This window comes from Acidiferrobacter thiooxydans, assembly GCF_003333315.1.
GTDB lineage: Bacteria > Pseudomonadota > Gammaproteobacteria > Acidiferrobacterales > Acidiferrobacteraceae > Acidiferrobacter > Acidiferrobacter thiooxydans.
This window is the reverse complement of record NZ_PSYR01000002.1, coordinates 1,348,855-1,368,301: the sequence shown is the minus strand read 5'-3', so window position 1 is coordinate 1,368,301 and position 19,447 is coordinate 1,348,855. Positions and strand designations below refer to the sequence as shown.

Below are 19,447 nucleotides of genomic sequence, written 5' to 3'. Positions count from 1 at the left end.
GCGCCGTGCTCGGTCTGCCGCTTGGCGCGACGCATGGGTTGGCGCCGTCGGGCATCGTCAATTTTCGTGGGTTATCAGCCTGAGGCATCGGCGGTGCTCGCCGATGCCGGCGGTACGGATTAGCCCACGACCCGCTCCTTTTCCCGCCACTCCATGTATTCCGGCGCCTCCACGCCCTGTTGACGCATCAGGAGATCCATTTGACCGAGATGGTAGGCGTGGTGACCGAGAATGGACCACAGGAGACCCATTCCTGTGTAGTGGCGGCCGGCGAACACGAGCCGCTTGTCGAGATCGGCGGCGCCGAGCATCGCGAGTCGTTCCATGTTCTTTTGGTGGCGTTTCTCATAGACATCGATGAAGCTCGGGACGGTCTTCACCGCCTCGACCACCGGGTCTTTTTCCGGCATCGGCATGGTCCCGTTCGCGGGGAGCGAGGGCAGCTGACTGATCCAGTGCGACTCGGCCGTCGCCAGGTGGCGCGACAGCGCGGCGATGGTGATCTTGTTGATGCGTGACCCAAGATAGAGGGCCTCCGAATCACTCGGGATCCCCTGCCATTGGGGCTCGCCCACGGTGCGGAGATAGTCGAAGGTGTGCAGAACCTGTTGATTGAACAGCGACCGAAAACGTTCCAGTTCCGTCATAAAACCTCCGTGGATGTGTCCGGGAGCAGGCCGCTCCACTGCCAAATGTCTATTATGGGCCCGTAGGCGCGATTACAGGCGGGTCGAACGGCGGCTTGCAGGCCTTTTCGAGGGCCGGCTCATGTCCCCGTTCGTGGGGCCGCAAAGCCATGCCGGCGCAGGCGCCGGTAGAGCGTGCGTTCGCTTATGCCTAAGGCATCGGCCATCGCCCGGCGCTTGCCATGGTAGCGTTCGGCGAGGGCCTCGAGCTGTTCGCGCTCCAGACCCCCCCAGTTGGGGGCCACTGGCGCGCCGGTATCGGCGTCCGCCTCCTCGAGACCGAGGTCCCCGGGCTCTATGATCTGCCCATGGCAGAGCGCGACCGCGCGCTGGAGGACGTTGCGCAACTCGCGAACATTGCCCGGGAAGTCGTGCCGCATGAGGCGCGTCCAGGCCGCCTCGCTCAATCGCGCGTGACGGCCGTTGGCGGCATTGATGCGCGCGAGCAGGGCCTCGACCAGCAGCGGGATATCCGCGCGGCGTTCGCGCAGCGACGGCAGGGCGATGGTGATGCACGCGATACGGTAATAGAGGTCTTCGCGGAACCGGCCGGTAGCAACGGCGTTCCTGAGGTCCCTGTTGGTGGCCGCCACGAGCCGGATATCGGCATGCAGCGCCTCGCGTCCCCCGACGCGCCGGAATGTCCCGCTCTCCAGGACCCGCAGCAGCTTGGCTTGCATGGCAAGCGGGATCTCGCCGATCTCGTCTAAGAACAGCGTGCCGTTTCGCGCATCCTCGAAGAGCCCGGCCTTACGCCCTACGCAACCCGTGAACGCGCCGGCTTCGTGTCCGAACATCTCGCTCTCGAACAGGCTTTCGGGGAGCGTCGTGCAGTCGATGGCCACGAATGGGCCGCCCCGGCGTGGGCTGTGGTCATGCAGGTAGCGGGCGGCGAGTTCCTTGCCGACCCCGCTCTCCCCGGCGAGCAGGACCGGTGCCGGGCTGGCCGCGGCCTGGCTCAATTGATCGATCGCATGCAGCAAGGGACGCGAACGCCCCACCATGCGCATCTCCTCGCAGTTCATGGCCTCTGGCGGAGCGAGCCTCTGGATCGATTCCCCCAGGTAGATCTCGCCGTCCGGGAGTACCACCGGATGCCCCTTGATCCCGACATATTCGGGGCGGCCCTTGCCATCGAAGTGGGTGTGCACGACGCGTTGGATCTCGCCGCGCGCAAATACCTGTTGATGGGGGCAATCCTCACCATGCAGATGGCAGGGTGAGTCGCGATGATGTGAGATCTCATAGCAATGGCGGCCGATCAGTTGCTCGCTCTTCACCCCATAGGTCGTGCGGTAGGCGCGGTTGGCGGCGACGATACGGTAGGCGCGGTCGATGAGTACGGCCGGGTGTTCGTGCATGTCGATCAGGGACTGCACGGATTCGTGGACGCGGGAGGCTGACAGCTTTGACATGTCGTCATGACAACACTGCCACCTGTGTCATGTCAAGTGCCCATGGGGCGCTGCTGGACCCCGATATATTGTGTTCGATGTGTGGCCATCTACAAGGCGCGCACGGCATGGCTATTGCTACAAGGGGGGCGACGCCACCGCCGCGTCGTGATTCGTCCGCGACCTCAACAGGAGTCTCATGTCCGACAGCATCCGCATCATCCTGACCTCGGGAACTCGGGAGAAGCTGCAAATGGCCGCCATGACCGCGGCCGTGGCCTCCGCCGGCGGGACCGACGTCGGTATCTTCGTATCCATGAACGCCCTGCCGTATTTCCGCCGGGAAGGGGCCCCCGAGGCCCCCGCGGAAGGCGAGGTCGGGCATGCCCTCAGGGCCCGCAACGCGCCCCGCTTTCTCGACCTTTTTGCGCAGGCCGTCGATCTCGGATCGGCCCGGGTCTACCCATGTTCCATGGCCCTGGACGTCCTGTCCCTGGGCCCGGCCGACCTCGTCCCTTATCTGGAAAAACCCACCGGTCTCACCAAGTTTCTGAGCGAACTGGAAGGCAGCCATGTCCTTACTTTCTGAGGGGAAGGGAAGAAATGAGTGAAGTCAGAATCGTCGATGCCCGCGGAAGCTTTTGTCCCGGGCCTCTCATGGAATTGATTGCCGCGATGAAGACGGCGACCATAGGCGAGGAGCTCGAGGTCCTGTCCACGGATCGGGGCTCGGCCGAGGATATCCCCGAGTGGATCAAAAAGGTCGGCCACACGCTGGTATCCAGTTCCGAGGAGGGCGGTGTCTACCACCTGCGCGTTCGCAAGACTAAATAACATCTTCATGCCGAAGGCGGGAGGAGTGATAAACTCATGAAAAGAATACTCATAGTGGGCGGCGGGACGGGCGGTACGATCCTTGCGAACAATCTTGCGCGCAGGCTTCGTCAAGAGATCGACAGCGCGCGCGCGTCTGTAACCCTGCTGTCGGCGAGCGCCCGCCACATGTATCAGCCCGGCCTGCTCTATGTCGCGTTTGGCAAGATGGCCCCGTCTGAGCTTTATGTCGATCAAGAGACCTTGCTCGACCCGGCGATACACTTCCATGTCGATCCGGTGGAGTCCTTCGATCTCGATCATAATGAGGTCAAGGCCAAGAGCGGAAAAACCTACGGCTATGACTATCTCGCGATCTGCACGGGATCGCGCCCGGTACTGGCCTCTGTCCCCGGTCTCATGGAAAGCGCCCACCATGTGTACACCGAGGATGCGGCCGTAAAGACCGCCGAGGCCCTGAGGACCTTTGAGGGCGGACGGATCGCCATCGTCACCGGGGTTCCGCACAAGTGCCCCATGGTACCGCTCGAACTCACCTTCATGATGTACGACTATTTCAAGGACCGCGACCTGCTCGACAAGGTGAGCTTTACCTATACCTACCCCATAGGCCGTATCCATTCCCTGGAGAACGTCGCCAAGTGGGCGGCCCCGGAATTCGATCGCATGGGCGTGCGCTACGAGACGCTGTTCAACGCCAAGGAGGTCGACGGGGTCCAGAAGCGCGTGCATAGCGAAGAGGGGAGTGTGGTGGAATTCGATCTCTTGATCGCAGTCCCGCCCCACAAGGGCATGGAGGTCATAGAGCAGAACAAGCTCGGCACCGCGGGATGGATACCCACCAATCGCGCGACGCTCGCCATGGAGGGCCGGGAAAACGTGTTCGTGCTTGGCGACACCACGAACCTGCCGATCAGCAAGGCTGGCTCCACGGCGCATTACGAGGCCGAGGTGCTGGGGGAGAATCTCGCCCGGCTTGCCACCCAGGGCGGGGCCATGCGCTCTTACGAAGGCAAGGTCTTTTGCTTTATCGAGGCCGGCAAGGACCGCGCTACTTATGCGTCGTTCGACTACAAGAATCCGCCCCAGCCCCGGCCGCCGTCGCGCGCCATCCACTGGTTCAAGCTTGCCTACAATCGCTTGTACTGGAACAGCGTGCGCGGCCTGCTGTAAGGAGCGATTACCATGTCAATCGATAATGCGAACGCGGGGGATGCGGCGGCCATCCTGGCCGAGGCCGGATTCGAGACGCTGACCGACGAGATGGTGGGGCGGCTCGTCCAGGCGGCAAGCCAGGGGCTCGATGTCCTGGACGATCTGCAGCGCTATCGTATCTCTGAGGTCTTGCCGATTGTAGGCGAGCTTACGGCCTCCGGCGACCTGGCGCGACTGGCGCGTCTGGCGCGACTGGTGGGCGCGGCCGAGGACACCTTGACCGACGAGATGGTGGGGCGGCTCGCCCAGGCGGCAAGCCAGGGGCTCGATGTCCTGGACGATCTGCAGCGCCATCGCATCTCTGAGGTCTTGCCGATTGTAGGCGAGCTTACGGCCTCCGGCGACCTGGCGCGACTGGTGCGACTGGCGCGACTGGTGGGCGCGGCCGAGGATGCCATGACTGACGACCTCGTAACGCGCCTTGCCGGTCTCGCGAGTCGCACCATGACCATTCTGGATCATGTCACGCGCGCCGATGATGGCCGTTACGCGCGCATATGGGAGCGCCTGGAGGAACGCGTGACACCCGCGCTCGTCGATCGGGTCCTGAAGGCCCTGCCGGCGTTGCTCGATCTCTTCGAGCGCGTTACGGCGAGCGGCATCCTGTCGGATCTCGCGGAGGGCGCCGAACGATTGCAGGGGGAGCTTGCCAGCGCGCCGCGTCCGGGCGGCGGACTTGGCGGACTGTGGGCACTCTTTAAGGATGCCGACAACCAGAGGGTCTTGCAGGCGCTTTTGCTCTATGCGCGGCGTGCCCTCAAGGTCGAGGGGGCATCGGCGCCCGCTTCACGATAAAGCGCCCATACATATGAAACGCCAAAGCGTGCCCCGGGATGGGGCAGACGTAGTAATATTGGCCTGGGCGCCGCGCAACGAAATGCACGGTCGCTTCGGCATAGCGGGCGGCGTGTAGCCGGCTGCTCGAGCGCGGCGCCAATGCCGCGATACGAGCCAGCATGTGGGGCGGGTGCCGCCCGATCTGGAGTGGGTAGGGGGGTTTGGCCGAAGTGATGACGAGGCCATGGACCATACCTGGACCATAGTCCATATTGATGACCTTTAGGGTCACATGCGCCCCTTGCGACACGCATACCGTGGGGTTTGTGAGACCCCCGGTCTCGAAGCTCATGTCCGGATGGCGCGGGGCGTTGGCCACCACCGTGATCACGACCCTCTTGCCGGGAAACATGACGGCATCGGGTCCGCGACGCTCGCCTGCCTTGCGCGAGGACTGCCATGCGATCCGCCCTTGCGCCCAGGGGATGGTCGGACCCACGACCGGTATCGTGTCGCGGGCCATCACCATGGGCATCGCGGTCCTTTCCGCACGACCTAGGATCGTGGCGAAACTGGCGGGGGTGGCACACATCAGGAAGGCAAAGATGGGTAAGGGACGCACGCTCATAAATGCCGCAGGTAGAACTGATACTCGATCTTATGAACTCCCGCTCTACCGGTCAATACGAGCCAGCTCGTAGCTCGCAAACAGTTGTTGCGGCGGCCCCACGGCATCGAGCGCGAGACGGCGCAGTCGCGCCTCGACCGGCAGCGGTAAGACCGATCCCCGCACCAGCGTTTCCATATCCTCTTCGCCCCCCAGGAGACGGCAGGCGGTGGTGAGGTAAAGTCGATCAACTACCCGGTCTACCAATAAGCTGTGGAAGAGCCGCGGGCCGCCCGTCATGTACACGCGCCGCAGCCCGCGTTCATCGAGCACCCGCCAAAGATCCTTGCCCGTCACGGTGAGCGCCTCATCGACTACGATGACTTGAAGCCCTGCCGCGCGCGCCGCCTGCACCTCATCCCTTGCCTTGGTGGGGGTTATGGCCACAATGGTGCCCGGATGCGCGGACTTGAGCGCCCCTCCCGCCAAATCATGGGGTCGCGAGGTCACGACGACGCACACGGGGTGCGCGCTCAGGCCGCGCGCGCGGCGGTAGTCGCGGAGGTCCGGATAGCGCTCGTGCGCGGTGATCATCATATCTTTGAACGCGCCTGTGGCGATCGCCCGGGCCTGGGGACCCGTGGTGAGTACGGCGTCGGCCTGCACCAGCAACTCCGTGTACAGGCGCCAATCCAGGTCGTTGGCGATCGTCGCGGGGACGCCTTTGTGTCCATTGCCGTCGCGTAGCGCGATGCGGCCATCGAGGCTCGCGAGAAAGTTGGCATAGATGAAGGGGTGCCCGACATCTGCCGGCACGTCATCGAGGTACAGGCCCGCAAGCTCGCGTCTTTGCGGGGCGCCTGGGTACAGCGTCAGTATGGGCATGGGCCCACGGTAAGCGATGATTGACACCAAGGCGCGCGACCTAAGTCTGGGCGCGCAACAATTCCGCGACCGCCGGCCCAGACAGCGGGTGCGCCACCAGGTAGCCCTGCACCAAGTCGCAGTGTTGGCGGCGCAGGAAGCTCATCTGGTCCTCGGTCTCGACGCCCTCGGCGATGATGTCGAGCCCCAATTCGTGGCCCAGCGTGATGATGGCGCGAGTGATGGCACCGCCGTCGGTATGGCGCGTGAGGTCGGCTACGAACGATTGGTCGATCTTAAGTGCGTTCAAGGGGAAGCGCTTGAGGTAACTCAAAGACGAGTAGCCGGTCCCGAAGTCATCGACCGCAAGCCTTATGCCCATGTCGCTCAAGGCCTCCAGCATATCGACCGCCCCCTGGGCGTTCTCCATGAGGACGGACTCCGTGAGCTCCAGTTCCAGCAGGCCCTCGCTGTGCGGCCAGCGCCCGAGAATGTCGGCCAGCACCGCGAGTAGGGCGCGATCACGAAACTGGCGCGCGGAGATATTCACAGACACGCGCATGTCACACAGCCCTTGCGCCCGCCAGGCCTCCATCTGGGCGAGCGCCGCCTGTAGGGCCCATTCTCCCGCCGGCACGATAAGGCCGGTCTCTTCCAACAATGGTATGAAACCCGCCGGGCTTACGAGCGCGCCATCCGGCTGCTGCCAGCGCATCAGTGCTTCGGCACCCACGATCCGCCCACTCACCATGTCCTTCTGCGGCTGATAGAAAAGCCGCAATTCGTCGCGTTCCAGCGCGCGGCGCAGCCGGCTCTCCAGGGTCAACCGCTCGAGCGCCTTGGCGTTCATGTCGGCAGTGTAGAATTCGTGGGCGTTGCCGCCGCGCAACTTCGCGCGATCCAGGGCGCTGCCGGCATTTTTAAGAAGCGTCTCGGCATCGGCGCCGTCTGTGGGGGCGAGGCTCACGCCGATGCTCACCGTCAAGAAAAACTCATGACCGCTCACGTTGAACGGCTCGCTCACCAAAGCTGCCAGATGGTCTGCGAATATGCTCGCTTCCTGGACGGATCTCATGGGCGCGAGCAGCGCCGCGAACTCGTCGCCCCCGAGACGCGCGACGAAGGCCTTTCTGCCAAGGACGGCGCGCAGGCGTTCGGCGAATTCCTGGACGATACGATCGCCAACAAGCGGGCCAAAGGTGTCGTTCACGCGCTGAAACCGGTCGAGATCGAACAACAGGACGGCCAGAGAGCGGTTTCCGTACTCGTCTTGGACGATGGCCGCGTCGATGCGCTCGGACAGCAGCGCGCGTGTGGGAAGATTAGTCAGTGGATCGTGGTGCGCAAGATAGTTTATGCGCTCCTCGGTGGCGATATGTTCGGTCATATCTTTTCCGGTCGATACGAAATAGGCTATGGCGCCGCTTTCGTCGCGCAACGGCGTGATCGTCGCCTGTTCGTAGTAGAGTGAGCCATCCTTCCGACGGTTTATGAACATGTCGCGATACACGGACCCGGAACGTATCGTATGCCACATATTGTCGTAAAACGCGCGAGTATGGCGGCCGGAGCGCAGGATGCGCGGCGTACAGTCTATCGCCTCCTCGCGGGTGTAGCCCGTAATCGTTTCAAAGGCCTTGTTTACATAACGGATGACGCCCTTGGTGTCGGTTATGAATACCGAGTCTCCCGATTGCTCGATGGCAATCATGAAGCGCAGCAGTTTCTGCTCCGTGCGTCTTCGTTCGGCGATCTCGGCGGACAGCTCCGCTGTACGGCGCGCGTGCAGAAAGTGTAGTCGGCGCATATGCGTGCGCGAACGTTCCCGTTCGACGGCACTCGTTATGCTGCGCCCCGCGGCGAGCAGTGCACCGCGCGTGGGCGGCAGGAGCGCGTCCGAGCTTACCGCGAGATCGACAAAGCCGATTGGATGGCTGTTATCGAATAAAGACAGGGCGGCGTGCCGAAGGCCGGGTGCGATCGGCAATGGCGGGTGCCGGCGGGCGTTGCGAAATCGCCCAAGGCGGTATGGGTCCTCGACGCTCGCGAAGCCTTCGCGCCGTGGAGCGGTCCGGTATTCCTTGTACAGCACGATGCGCGCCGCATATATCCCGGGAAAGCGCAGAAGGGCCGCAGTTGCGCGCGTCACCATCCGCTCTTGCCCTTCGGTGCCGAGCAGGTCGGTGATGAGTGCCGGAAGGGCCCTCAATACCGCCTGCGCCCGACGGCGTACCGACATGGCCGGTGCCGGTGCGCGCCGGCCCTTGCGGGCGACCTGGGAGGCTGAGCGCGATACGGTAAAGAGCGCGGCCTCCCTGCGTATTCCGTTCGGCGCGATGCTTTTGCGGATTATGCGTGCCCCCGGTGTCCTGAGGTAGGGGGCCAGCTTGCGCCCGCAATCGTCCGGATCCATGAGTACGACGACGTGGAATATCTCATCCATCCGCCTAGTCATGGGTCGTGAGTATAGGAGAAGGGTGTCCCGGAAACCTCGGCCTTCCAGCCCGGTCCATTTGAACGAGGTCGCACACGCGGTATGATGCGCCGTTTTATGGGGAGTCCGGGTGCGCGCACGCGATATCGTCTGGCTTTTGGTGGCGACCGCGCTCATGGGCTCGTCTTTTGCCATCGGACAAATGGGACTGCGTTACGCCCCCCCGCTTTTCCTGGCGGGGCTGCGATTCACCCTGGCCGGCGCGCTGCTCGCCGGGTTTGCACGCAAACGCCGGCCACTGGCCCGATGGAGCGACCGTGGGCGGGTGGTCACCATAGGCCTCCTTCAGACCGCGGGCGTCATGGGCACGATCTTCGTGAGCCTAAAGACGATCCCTGCCGGCGAGTCGGCCATCCTCACCTTTGCCAATCCCCTGATTGTGGTCGTCGGCGGGTCTGTGCTGCTCCGCTATCGGTATCGCGCGCGGCAATGGGCGGGCGTGGTCGTGGGGTTCACCGGCCTCGCAGTGGCGGTCGGCGGGGGCTTTGTATTGAGGCCAGGTGTGCCCCTGGCGCTTTCGTCGGCGATCTTCTGGGCGGCCGCTACGCTCCTCATGAAACGCTGGCAGGGGTTCGCGGACCTATGGGTGCTGACTGCCTATCAGATGCTCACGGGTGGGCTGGTCCTGCTGGCACTGGGCGCGGTCTTCGAGGTGCCCGATTTCCGCTGGAATGCCGCTTCGGCGGCGATCCTCGCATGGCTTGTGGTTATGGCCTCGATCGTGCAGTTCGGCGCCTGGTTTTATGTGCTGCACCGAAACGACCCGGCGCGCGTGAGCGCCTATCTCTTTCTTGCTCCGGTATTTGGTGTGTTATCCGGCTGGCTGCTCCTGGACCAGCCCGTCGGTTGGCATGTGGCCGCGGGCGCGCTCGGAATCGCCGCCGGCATCTGGCTCGTAAACCAGGCGCCGAGCGCAGCAGGCGCCACTGATCCGGTGCGTTGAGGGCCCCTCGATCCCTATTGTGTCTCCCCATCCCCTATGTCTTGCATCATCATGCGGGGCTAGTCAAAGCATCGCGATTGACCGATTCGCACCAGAGTTGCGCCATCAGCTCTGCAACAGGGGGATCCTCATCGCGATAGGGACACTATCACGCTTAGACAAGAACCGGTGATCACGATGACTAGAATACGCAAGGGGATCGGTAGGCCGACTTTCGCCTGACATTCAGCGCTTGGAGGTACGCAGCGCAGGATGCGTGGAGTAAGGCGCATATCGTCCACGTGATATAGTTTTTGCAACGAACACTTGAGGTCTGTGATCCATGGTTTGGCGTCGTGGTCTTTTAATGGTCGCGATATTCGTCTTTGCCCCGGCCGTATCTTCCCACGCGGCCCGTGCGCCGTCCGCTGGGCGTATCCTGGCTCTAGCACACAAGGCCGCCGCGGGAAACCAACACGCCCTTCATGTGCTGCGGGACTTCGCTCATTCTGACAATCCCACCGCGGACACTATCCTCGGTATTCTCTACGTCAACGGTAAGGGTGTTCCGCTGGACTACGCCAAAGCCGCTTACTGGTATCAGAAGGCCGCGGTGTAAGGTAACCTCGTCGCCGAACGCTTCCTCGGTGCCCTCTATGCCAGTGGCCGAGGTATTCCGCAGAGTTACACCAAAGCCGCTGCTTGGTGGCGCAAGGCGGCAGCGCAAGGGGATGCCCATGCGGAATTTGATCTGGCTGTAATGTACGACGATGGTCTTGGCGTCCGGCAAGATTTCCTAAAGGCTATTTACTGGTATCGAAAAGCTGCCGCGCAAGGCTACGCCAATGCGGAAAATAATATCGCTGGAGCCTACGCCCACGGACTCGGTGTTCCACAGGACTATGCGAAGGCCATTTACTGGGAACGAAAGGCCGCCGGGCAAGGCTGCGTCAATGCGGAAAATAATCTCGCTAGCCTCTACACTCAGGGCCTAGGTGTCCCGCGAAACGACATCAGGGCCATTTACTGGTATCGCAAGGCCGCGGCGCAGGGGAGTGCCGCCGCGGAAGCCTCCGTCGGTTCCTTCTATGCCAGCGGCAAGGGTGTTTCGCAGAGTTATACAAAAGCTGCTGCTTGGTGGCACAAGGCGGCAGCGCAAGGGGACGTCCAGGCTGAATATGATCTGGGTGTGCGCCGCGCCAAGGGTCTAGGCATATCGCGAAATGACATTAAGGCCATTTACTGGTATAGAAAGGCCGCCGTAGGGGGGCTCCGTCGATGCGGAAAACAACCTCGGTTTCCTCTACGGCAACGGCCTCGGCGTCCCGCAGGACTACGCGAAAGCCTTCTACTGGTATAAGAAGGCCGCGCTGCAAGGGGACGCTGGTGCCGAAACCAACCTCGGTTTTCAGTACACCGCCGGGGAAGGTGTGGCGCAGAGCTATACCAGGGCCGCTGCGTGGTACCGCCAGGGCGCGGTACAGGGAGATCCTTATGCGGAAATCGATTTGGGTAGTGACTACGCTACCGGCCGTGGGGTTTCGCAGGACTACGCTAAAGCTGTCTACTGGTATAAGAAGGCCGCGGCGCAAGGAATTTCTGCCGGGGAAACCGCGCTTGGTTCCCTATACGCGAATAGGCATGGCGTTTTGAAAAACTACGTCAAAGCCGTTTACTGGTATCGCAGGGCCGCCGCGCAAGGGTATATCTATGCGGAAAGTAACCTCGGCTTGGCTTACTTACAGGGACTTGGCGTCCCGCAGGACGACACCTCGGCGCTCAAGTGGCTTATCCTTGCGAAGGCGGGTGGATTAGCGGCGGCGGCTCAAGCGCTTCATATATTAGAGCGAGTCGCTGCCCCCGCACAGGTCGCCCAAGCGCAGACGCTGGCAAAACAGTGGTGGGCGAGGCATCACGGCACGAAGTAGGGCGCGATGACGGAGCCGCGCTTTTGCGAAGCCGCAAAACAACGGTTGCGGTGTCTGGCCGGACCGCCATTGCCTACCCTGACCGGTCGGCGCCCTTGCGCGTCCGCCTCAGGCCTGATAACCCGTGTGCGCGCGGCGATTGGGCGCGTGTTTCATCCGCCACCGCGAAGGGGCGGCGGTACAGGGGCGATGCGCCATCTCATGTCCAGTACACGCGCGCGGGGTCGTCGTTCAGTTCGGCGACGGCCTCGATGAGGCTTGGCTGGGCGCTTTGGATCACCCATGCGTCGGTGATGTGGTCGCGCCGGTAGAGATGCCAGACGTTATGACCGCTGCGAAAACGCAACCAGGCGACATCTATGACACCGCCTGCGCTGTCGACCGTGCGTGAGCAGCAGGGACTGCGCACGATGTAGCCCTCGGGGCCGGGGAGGACGGTAGGTGTAACATAGCGGTAGCGACGCCGGTTCTTCAGCAGGCGCAGGATGCGCCGCCGATCGACATCGTTGGGGTGGATGGGCGGCGCTGCCGGATCATCCATGGGGGCCTTGGTGTCGTCGTGGGTGTCATTCACGGCGAGCGTCCCGATCGGCGGTCCATGGGGACCGGCTCGCCGTTGCGCGCGGCCGGGCGGAGAGGGCGGACACGCACATGACCTAATCCGGGCGCGAAGCCGGCACGGCCCATTGCAGCCGGTGGGCCACGATCGCGCGTACGTCGGCAATCGGGTCTTCGGCGAGGACCATGAGCCAGGATGCATCTATGCGTCGCGCCAGGACCCGCCGGATGTGGGGGTCCGCATCGCCGAGCATAAGCGGCAGCATGTGCGCCGTGACACGCGAGACCACGATGCGCCGGACGATGATATCTGAGTCGTCCATCATGATGATAAGGTCGCTGCCGAAGAGTCGGCGCGCGACTGCGGCGCGCACGCTCGCGTCGGCGTCCTCGCGGAGCGGCGCGATATGATCGAGCGGCGCGCGCTTGATCGCCTGGCGGCGTATATGCCGGTCCGGGTCGTAGAGCAGTTCGGGGGCGTAATAGGGGTGGGCGCGAGCGGCCGCGGCCCGACGGATGCCTGCGGGCCATTCAGGGGTGGCGCAACGGGTCCCGAACAAGGGGTTACGACGAAAGAAGCGATGGATCCCGAAGGTGCTCTGCGCAAATGGGCACATGGATCCGGGACGACATCGCGCCGGCCACGGCCATTGGCGGATGCCGCAGCGCGCGCACTCCTCGTGCCGATCGGCATCGCCTGTCATCCGGCCGTCTCGTCGGTCGGTCGTCATAAGTCTGCTCCGCGCGCAGGCGGTCTTGTTGCAATGCCCGCTGAACCGCCCGCCTTTGCGGCCGCGGGCTTTATACCAAGCAATTACCGTACCACAAGGCGATGCCCGGCGGCCTTCTTGCCCGTGACCTGTTGGTGTCACGACAGGGCTTACGGGGTGGGTCGACGGATCCGGCATCGGGCAACTACAGGCGGCGCAGGGGGATGGCGTGCTTCTTCAGGGCGTAGCCGACCTGCCGCGGAGTAAGGTTGAGAAGGCGTGCGGCCTTCGCCTGCACCCATCCGCACTGCTCGAGGGCCCAGATCAGGCGTTCGCGCTCGGAACTCGCCGGCGGCGGGGCGTGCGCGTTGCCCGCCGCGGATACCCCGGGTCGCGTGTCCATGCGCGATAGGGGGTGCTGCGTACCGCCTTTCGCCGCCCAGCCCTCCTGCAGGACCCCTGAAAAGCACTTTCCTTGCTGGCAGGAAAGGTCCGGGAGCTCGATGACATCGCCCTGCGCCATGGTCGCGGAGCGCTCCACGCAGTTTTCGAGTTCGCGCACATTGCCGGTCCAATTGCATTGCAAGAGGATGCGCATCGCCTCGGGTGCCATGCGCACCTGCCGGCCGTTCTCGCGGTTGAATTTGTCGAGACAATGCTCGACGAGAAACGGGATATCCTCGTGGCGTTCGCGCAAGGGCGGCAGAAAGATCGCCACGACATTGATGCGGTAGTAGAGGTCTTCGCGGAATGTGCCGTCGGTGACCGCCGCCTCCAGGTCGCGGTTGGTGGCGCATATCAGGCGCACGTCGACCCGGATCGACTTGTTTCCGCCGACCCGTTCGAATTCGCGCTCCTGGAGTACGCGCAAGAGCTTCGTCTGGAAGGCCGGCGAGATCTCGCCGATCTCATCCAGGAAGAGCGTGCCGCCATGTGCGGACTCAAAGCGCCCCTTGCGCTCCTGGGAGGCGCCGGTGAAGGCGCCTTTTTCGTGGCCGAAGAGCTCGGATTCGAGCAGGGTCTCGGTGAGTGCCGCGCAATTGACGCGCACGAAGGCCTTATCCTTGCGCGGGCTCAGGTAATGGATGGCGCGCGCGATCATCTCCTTTCCGGTCCCGGATTCGCCGCGCAAAAGCACGGTGGCGCGCCCCGGCGCCACCTTGTGGACCTCCGCGAACACCTCCTGCATGCGTTTGCCGTGGCCGATCACATTGTCGATGCTGTAGCGCCCCTTCAAGGCGGTCTCAAGGCGTTGTTTTTCGGACAGCAGTGCGGCGCGTTCCGCGGCGATCACGCGGCTTTGCTTTACGGCGTGCCCGATCAGAATCGCGACCATCTTCAGAAAGCGCACGTCCTGCTCGAAGCGCGTAGATCGCTGGGAGGCATCGGTCTCGCGGTCCACGCTCAATACCCCGATCGTGTCGCGGCCCATCTTGATCGGCACGCCAATGAACGCGATCGCGTCCCCTTCGCCCAGATCCCGTGATTGCGTGCGATTCAAGAATAACGGCTCATCGGCCACGTCCGGTATGACCATGGGCAGACCGGTCTTCAGTACCCGCCCGATGATGCCCTCGCCCTTCAGGTAGCGTCCGCGGTCTTTCTCCTGGCGGCTCAGGCCGTGCGCGCTCACGGTCTGCAGGGCCCCGTCGTCTTGCACAAGCGCCACCATGCCACGCTGCATGTGCAGATAGGACGCCAGGATTTCGAGGGTGGCCCGCAGGTTCTTCGCCAGGTCGGCGCAGGAGTTGAGGGCCTTGCTGATCTCGTACATGGCAAGCACTTGTGTTGTGGCGTTGGCCTCTGGCCGCTTGGTCATGACACTGCCCCTATCATGCATCGGGTACCCCTTGTTTCTCATTCTAGCGCCACATCAGGCAATTTACGTACCGTTTGCACGATACGTCGATAGGTCTTGTTGTTGCCTGCATCAAAGGCGTTTGCGCGCGCCTGCGGCGGGCACGCACGCCGATCGGCGGCCCCGGCCGACCCGGTCGCGCCCCCGGGAGGATTGTCGGTTATGCGACAAACACAGACATTTTGTATGGGTATCGTCGCGTACCGGACAGGCGCATCGGGGCGGGGCCTGGTCTTTTGGATGGCATGGGACTTGCTAATTCGGGACGGGGCCTGCGGGCGGCATTGTGGCACCGGGCGCGGCGATCGCCGCCGTTCCGCATGCCCCACCGGATCCGGCCACGCGCGCGATCCCTATATCGCATATCGGAGGTAAGGGCTATGAGTTATGGCGACAAGGTGCTCGATCATTACGAAAATCCCCGCAATGTCGGCGGATTCGACAAGGATGATGATGCCGTCGGGACCGGCATGGTCGGGGCGCCGGCCTGCGGGGACGTCATGCGCCTGCAGATTCGCGTGGACGATGGCGGTGTCATTACCGAGGCCCGGTTCAAGACCTATGGCTGTGGAAGCGCGATCGCTGCCAGCTCGCTTACCACCGAGTGGCTGAAGGGGCGCACCTTGGCGCAGGCCCTAGCGATCAAAAACCAGGCGATAGCCGATGAACTGGCGTTGCCGCCGGTCAAGATCCACTGCTCGGTCTTGGCCGAGGATGCCATACGCGCGGCGGTCGCGGACTATCGCGCCAAGCACGCGCTCTCACCCGACACCGATCGCGCCGCCTAAGGGCGGCCGCTCGCCGCCTGTCTCTAGCCCCCCGGGCCATGGGCGGCGCGCATGCGCCGCTCTCACGGTCGTGCCGAGCCCGCATTCTTTACAGCTAGTCGAAGCCAGCCCCCATCCCGACCCCGGCCGCAGGGTCGGCGCTCGCGGTCTCGTCTGTTAGCGGGATTGGCAGCGCCATTTCGCCTCCCTGCTGTCGGGTTACCGACAAACATACTGGTCGCAAAGCCCACATCGTGTCGTCTATCGCGGTGCGAACCCTATTGGCGCTGCGGTTTCCAAACCTCCCGGCATTGGCATGGCCCTTGCTATTGGGGTTGGCGAACGGTTTTGAGGGATCGTGCCATGGATCTTACGGTAGGCATCAATGACACCACGTTGCGCGACGGCGAACAGACCGCGGGCGTGGTCTTTAGCGCCGAGGAGAAGATCGCCATCGCCTGCGCCCTGGATCAGGCCGGCATCGCCGAGATGGAGGTCGGTATACCGATTCTTGGTCCCGAGGAGCGCGAGACGATCCGCGCCATCGGCGCGCTCGGTCTGCGCGCCCGGCCCATGGTGTGGGCGCGCATGTGTCCCGCCGACCTCGACGCCGCGAGCCTTTGCGGTAACGTCCTCGTCCATCTGTCCATACCGGTATCGGACATTCATATTCAGCGCAAGCTAAAGCGCAGCCACGCGTGGGTACTAAAGACCGTGACACGCTTTGTGGGCATGGCCGTGGATCGGGGGATGCGGGTGTCGGTCGGCGCCGAGGATGCCTCGCGCGCCGATCCGGACTTTTTGTGCCGCGTGGCGGAGGTGGCGCAGAAGGCCGGCGCCTGGCGCCTGCGGTTTGCCGACACCCTGGGGGTGCTGGATCCATTCACCACGCGCGAACGCATCGGCGCGCTGGTGCGCCATACCGATCTGCCGATCGAGATGCATGCCCACGATGATCTGGGTCTGGCCACCGCCAACACCCTGGCGGCGGTGCTTGCCGGTGCGCGCTACGTCAATACCACCGTCAATGGCTTAGGCGAGCGCGCCGGCAACGCCAGCCTGGAGGAGGTCGTGCTCGCGCTCCACGTGATCTATCGGCGGACCACCGGCATCGACATGACGCAGCTGCCGGCGATCTCGGGGCTCGTCGGCCAAGCCTCGGGTCGCCCGGCCCCTCCCCAGAAGAGCGTGGTGGGGGATGCGGTGTTTACCCACGAGGCCGGCATCCATGTCGACGGACTTCTGAAGGACGTGCGTACCTATCAGGGATTCGATCCGGCGGAGGTCGGGCGAGCGCATCGCATCGTGCTTGGGAAATACTCGGGCTCGCAGGCCGTGACCTATGTCTACGACAAGCTCGGCATTGCCTTGAGTCGCGAGCAGGCGCGCCGGATCGTGACCCTGGTCCGGGCGCACGCGATGCGCACCAAGACCTCGCCGAGCGATCAGGATCTGCGCGACTTTCTTGGCCAAACCCGAACCCTCGGGCTTGCAGGGGCGACCTTATGAAGGACCGGTCTCAGGGATCTGAAGGCCAGCGGCTGTTTCGCGATCTGGCCGCATTGTCGGCAGCCGAAGAGTTTTTCGAATACTTCGCGGTGCCCTATGACCGACACGTCGTGAACGTCAACCGCCTCCATATCCTGAAGCGCTTTCGCCAATATCTGGCGACCGCCCTCGATGACCCGCCCGCCGATCGCGAGGGCCTGTACGCCCTGTGCGCATCGCTGCTCGCCAAATCCCATGCCGACTTCGCACGCTCCAGCGCGCAGGCCGAGAAGGTGTTCCGGGTGTTTCAGGACCCGACGCCGCAGATCGCGGTCACGGCCATTCAGCGCGCCCTTGCCACGCGCCCCAAGGGGGAATGATATGCATATTCTGGTGTGCATCAAACAGGTGCCTGACAGCGCGCAGATCCGCGTGCATCCGGTCACCAACACGATCATGCGTCAAGGGGTTCCGGCGATCGTCAACCCCTACGATCTCTATGCCCTGGAGGAGGCGCTGCGCCTGAAGGATCGCTACCGCGCGCGCGTCACGGTGTTGTGTATGGGGCCGCCCCAGGCCGAGGCGGCGCTGCGCAAGGCGCTGGCGTTCGGCGCCGACGAGGCGATCCTCTTGACCGATCGCGCGTTCGCCGGCGCCGATACCTTGGCTACGAGTTACGCCCTGTCGGCGGCCATACGCCAAGTCCATCAGGGCCTGCCGGTCGATCTTGTGTTTGCCGGCAAGCAGACCATAGACGGGGATACCGCGCAGGTGGGGCCGGGGATCGCCACCCGCCTCGACATGCAGTTGTTGACCTATGTGAGCAAGATCGTCTCCCTCGACCTGACGGCCCGGGAGATCGTCGTGCATAGGCGGTCGGAGGGTGGCGTGCAGGTCTTGAAGACCCGGTTGCCGGCGCTCATCACGGTGCTGGAGGGCATCAACGAGATGCGCTTTGCCTCGCTGACCGACATGTTCCGTGCGGAGCGCCACCGGCTCACGATCTGGAGCAAGGACGATGCCCATATCGAGGATGTCACCAAGATCGGGCTGAAAGGTTCGCCGACCGCGGTCTCCAAGGTATTTGCGCCGACCCCGACCAATCGCCGCGCGGAGATCATCGAGACACAAAGCGGCCAGCCGGTAGATCTGGCGGCGACCCTGGTCGCCAAGCTCTTGTCCCGGCACCCGGACGTGGCGCTCGCCATCAACCCTTCCCTTGAGCTCGATGGGAGATCCTTATGACAGCCACACCAAACGCCCCGACCCCGCGCCCTGCAGGGCGCCGTGCCCAGAAGCTCGACGAGCGCCTGGCCGGCTACAAGGGTGTCTGGGTATTCGTCGAATATGAGCGCGGTCAGGTCCATCCAGTCTCCTGGGAGTTGCTGGGCGAGGGCCGCAAGCTCGCCGATGCCCTCAAGGTGGAGCTCGCCGCGGTGCTGCTCGGTCCGCCGGACGGCGCCGTGCGCGGGTTCTGCGATCAGGCGATCCACTATGGCGCGGATCTCTGCTATCTCGCGTGCCATCCCGTCCTAAAGGATTACCGCAACGCCCCCTATAGCGCTGTCCTAACCGAGCTCGTCAATCGCTACTGTCCGGAGATCCTGTTGCTCGGCGCGACCACGCTCGGGCGCGATCTCGCCGGCAGCGTGGCCACGACCTTGAAGACCGGACTCACGGCCGACTGCACGGGGCTTGCGATTGATCCCGAGAACCGCGGGCTCGCCGCCACCCGCCCGACCTTCGGCGGCAGCCTGTTATGTACCATCGTGACGCTGAATTACCGCCCGCAGATGGCGACCATACGCCCGCGCGTCATGGCCATGCCCTCGGCGGACGCGGGGCGTACGGGACGCGTCATAGAGCATCCGGTGACCTTCCTCGAAGAGTCGATCATCACCAAGGTCCTGGAGTTCATTCCCGATGACCGCGCCGCCGAGGCCAATCTGCCGTTCGCCGACATTATCGTGAGCGGTGGGCGGGGGATGAAGCGCCAAGAGAACTTCCGCCTCATCCAGGACCTGGCGCGGGTGCTTGGTGCCGAGGTGGGTGCCAGCCGGCCGGTCATTCAGGCCGGCTGGGTCGGTGCCGACCGTCAGGTCGGGCAGTCGGGGAAGACCGTGCGCCCGCGGCTTTATATCGCGGCGGGCATCTCGGGGGCCGTGCAGCACCGGGTCGGCATGGATAAATCGGACGTGATCATTGCCATCAACGAAGACGCCAACGCCCCGATCTTCGATTTCGCGCATTACGGTATCGTCGGCAACGCCATGACCATCCTGCCGGCCCTGACCCAGGCGTTCACAGAGCATTTACGAGCCCGCAAGCAGGCCTGCTGACGGCGA

At 63.8% G+C, this 19,447-nt stretch carries 21 protein-coding genes and 2 pseudogenes; 15 read left to right on the top strand and 8 right to left on the bottom strand.

The genetic code is table 11. From position 1 onward, the window contains the following. Window positions 1-119: 119 nt before the first annotated feature. Together C4900_RS13700 and C4900_RS13695 are read right to left on the bottom strand one after the other, a co-directional pair. Window positions 120-647 carry a DinB family protein gene (locus C4900_RS13700; RefSeq protein WP_114283259.1) on the bottom strand — a complete coding sequence of 176 codons (528 nt, stop codon included), beginning with the start codon at window positions 645-647 and terminating at the stop codon, window positions 120-122. Window positions 648-766: 119 nt separating this feature from the next. After that, window positions 767-2,101 (bottom strand): sigma-54 interaction domain-containing protein, encoded by a 1,335-nt coding sequence (locus C4900_RS13695; RefSeq protein ID WP_065968989.1) that lies wholly within the window; start codon window positions 2,099-2,101, stop codon window positions 767-769. 178 nt (window positions 2,102-2,279) lie between these two features. On the opposite strand from C4900_RS13695, the gene C4900_RS13690 reads away from it, so the two are divergent. The 4 genes from C4900_RS13690 to C4900_RS13675 are packed head-to-tail and all read left to right on the top strand — an operon-like array spanning window position 2,280 to window position 4,924. Then, entirely contained in the window at window positions 2,280-2,669 is a 390-nt protein-coding gene (locus C4900_RS13690) for a hypothetical protein (RefSeq protein ID WP_065968990.1), read from the top strand. Between the two features lie 14 nt (window positions 2,670-2,683). Further along, window positions 2,684-2,914: a sulfurtransferase TusA family protein gene (locus C4900_RS13685; protein ID WP_065968991.1), complete on the top strand. Its 231-nt coding sequence runs from the start codon at window positions 2,684-2,686 to the stop codon at window positions 2,912-2,914. A 36-nt stretch (window positions 2,915-2,950) separates the two neighbouring features. Further along, the gene (locus C4900_RS13680) at window positions 2,951-4,087 is read left to right on the top strand and encodes an NAD(P)/FAD-dependent oxidoreductase (protein ID WP_065968992.1); all 1,137 of its coding nucleotides are present in this window, start codon (window positions 2,951-2,953) and stop codon (window positions 4,085-4,087) included. A gap of 12 nt (window positions 4,088-4,099) precedes the next feature. Next, entirely contained in the window at window positions 4,100-4,924 is an 825-nt protein-coding gene (locus C4900_RS13675; protein WP_114283258.1) for a hypothetical protein, read from the top strand. Here the strand turns inward: C4900_RS13675 and C4900_RS13670 are convergent. The 3 genes from C4900_RS13670 to C4900_RS13660 all read right to left on the bottom strand — a co-directional run bounded on the left by C4900_RS13670 (window position 4,887) and on the right by C4900_RS13660 (window position 8,820). Further along, on the bottom strand, window positions 4,887-5,441 hold the full coding sequence (locus tag C4900_RS13670) for a cupredoxin domain-containing protein (RefSeq protein WP_147267194.1): 555 nt from the start codon (window positions 5,439-5,441) through the stop codon (window positions 4,887-4,889). The two genes, C4900_RS13675 and C4900_RS13670, sit on opposite strands and share 38 nt — an antisense overlap. Window positions 5,442-5,579: 138 nt before the next feature. Further along, window positions 5,580-6,398 (bottom strand): RibD family protein, encoded by an 819-nt coding sequence (locus tag C4900_RS13665; RefSeq protein WP_114283257.1) that lies wholly within the window; start codon window positions 6,396-6,398, stop codon window positions 5,580-5,582. A gap of 40 nt (window positions 6,399-6,438) precedes the next feature. Continuing rightward, on the bottom strand, window positions 6,439-8,820 hold the full coding sequence (locus tag C4900_RS13660) for a putative bifunctional diguanylate cyclase/phosphodiesterase (RefSeq protein ID WP_065968996.1): 2,382 nt from the start codon (window positions 8,818-8,820) through the stop codon (window positions 6,439-6,441). A 121-nt stretch (window positions 8,821-8,941) separates the two neighbouring features. Here C4900_RS13660 and C4900_RS13655 point away from each other — a divergent pair, with 121 nt between their 5' ends. From C4900_RS13655 to C4900_RS13635, 6 genes and pseudogenes are all read left to right on the top strand, one after another. Then, window positions 8,942-9,814 carry a DMT family transporter gene (locus C4900_RS13655; RefSeq protein WP_211306965.1) on the top strand — a complete coding sequence of 291 codons (873 nt, stop codon included), beginning with the start codon at window positions 8,942-8,944 and terminating at the stop codon, window positions 9,812-9,814. 322 nt (window positions 9,815-10,136) lie between these two features. Beyond that, window positions 10,137-10,412, top strand: coding sequence for an SEL1-like repeat protein (locus C4900_RS17410; RefSeq protein ID WP_411675225.1), 276 nt, complete (start codon window positions 10,137-10,139; stop codon window positions 10,410-10,412). Window positions 10,413-10,436: 24 nt separating this feature from the next. Beyond that, a pseudogene (locus tag C4900_RS17405) lies at window positions 10,437-10,622 on the top strand (tetratricopeptide repeat protein); the annotation flags it as partial. After that, window positions 10,599-11,153 carry a tetratricopeptide repeat protein gene (locus C4900_RS13640; RefSeq protein WP_411675233.1) on the top strand — a complete coding sequence of 185 codons (555 nt, stop codon included), beginning with the start codon at window positions 10,599-10,601 and terminating at the stop codon, window positions 11,151-11,153. The pseudogene C4900_RS17405 and the gene C4900_RS13640, both read left to right, overlap by 24 nt. After that, window positions 11,119-11,271: pseudogene (locus C4900_RS17400) on the top strand (hypothetical protein); the annotation flags it as partial. The gene C4900_RS13640 and the pseudogene C4900_RS17400, both read left to right, overlap by 35 nt. 24 nt (window positions 11,272-11,295) lie before the next feature. After that, window positions 11,296-11,721, top strand: coding sequence for a tetratricopeptide repeat protein (locus C4900_RS13635; protein WP_411675232.1), 426 nt, complete (start codon window positions 11,296-11,298; stop codon window positions 11,719-11,721). A 199-nt stretch (window positions 11,722-11,920) separates the two neighbouring features. Here the strand turns inward: C4900_RS13635 and C4900_RS13630 are convergent, their stop codons facing one another. The 3 genes from C4900_RS13630 to nifA all read right to left on the bottom strand — a co-directional run bounded on the left by C4900_RS13630 (window position 11,921) and on the right by nifA (window position 14,808). Beyond that, window positions 11,921-12,295: a DUF3024 domain-containing protein gene (locus C4900_RS13630; protein WP_211306964.1), complete on the bottom strand. Its 375-nt coding sequence runs from the start codon at window positions 12,293-12,295 to the stop codon at window positions 11,921-11,923. Window positions 12,296-12,377: 82 nt separating this feature from the next. Continuing rightward, entirely contained in the window at window positions 12,378-12,983 is a 606-nt protein-coding gene (locus tag C4900_RS13625; protein ID WP_114283253.1) for a hypothetical protein, read from the bottom strand. A gap of 211 nt (window positions 12,984-13,194) precedes the next feature. After that, window positions 13,195-14,808: a nif-specific transcriptional activator NifA gene (gene nifA / locus C4900_RS13620; protein ID WP_065969000.1), complete on the bottom strand. Its 1,614-nt coding sequence runs from the start codon at window positions 14,806-14,808 to the stop codon at window positions 13,195-13,197. Between the two features lie 419 nt (window positions 14,809-15,227). On the opposite strand from nifA, the gene iscU reads away from it, so the two are divergent. The 5 genes from iscU (at window position 15,228) to C4900_RS13595 (ending at window position 19,441) form a co-directional block, all read left to right on the top strand. After that, complete coding sequence (gene iscU / locus C4900_RS13615) at window positions 15,228-15,635, top strand: Fe-S cluster assembly scaffold IscU (RefSeq protein ID WP_065969001.1); 408 nt, start codon at window positions 15,228-15,230, stop codon at window positions 15,633-15,635. 342 nt (window positions 15,636-15,977) lie between these two features. Then, on the top strand, window positions 15,978-17,123 hold the full coding sequence (nifV, locus tag C4900_RS13610; RefSeq protein WP_065969002.1) for a homocitrate synthase: 1,146 nt from the start codon (window positions 15,978-15,980) through the stop codon (window positions 17,121-17,123). Next, window positions 17,120-17,482: a nitrogenase-stabilizing/protective protein NifW gene (gene nifW, locus C4900_RS13605; protein WP_065969003.1), complete on the top strand. Its 363-nt coding sequence runs from the start codon at window positions 17,120-17,122 to the stop codon at window positions 17,480-17,482. Before nifV ends, nifW begins: the two co-directional genes overlap by 4 nt. Window position 17,483: 1 nt before the next feature. After that, on the top strand, window positions 17,484-18,347 hold the full coding sequence (locus C4900_RS13600; RefSeq protein WP_065969004.1) for an electron transfer flavoprotein subunit beta/FixA family protein: 864 nt from the start codon (window positions 17,484-17,486) through the stop codon (window positions 18,345-18,347). After that, window positions 18,344-19,441, top strand: coding sequence for an electron transfer flavoprotein subunit alpha/FixB family protein (locus tag C4900_RS13595; protein ID WP_114283252.1), 1,098 nt, complete (start codon window positions 18,344-18,346; stop codon window positions 19,439-19,441). The genes C4900_RS13600 and C4900_RS13595 overlap by 4 nt, the downstream gene beginning before the upstream one ends. Window positions 19,442-19,447: the final 6 nt, after the last annotated feature.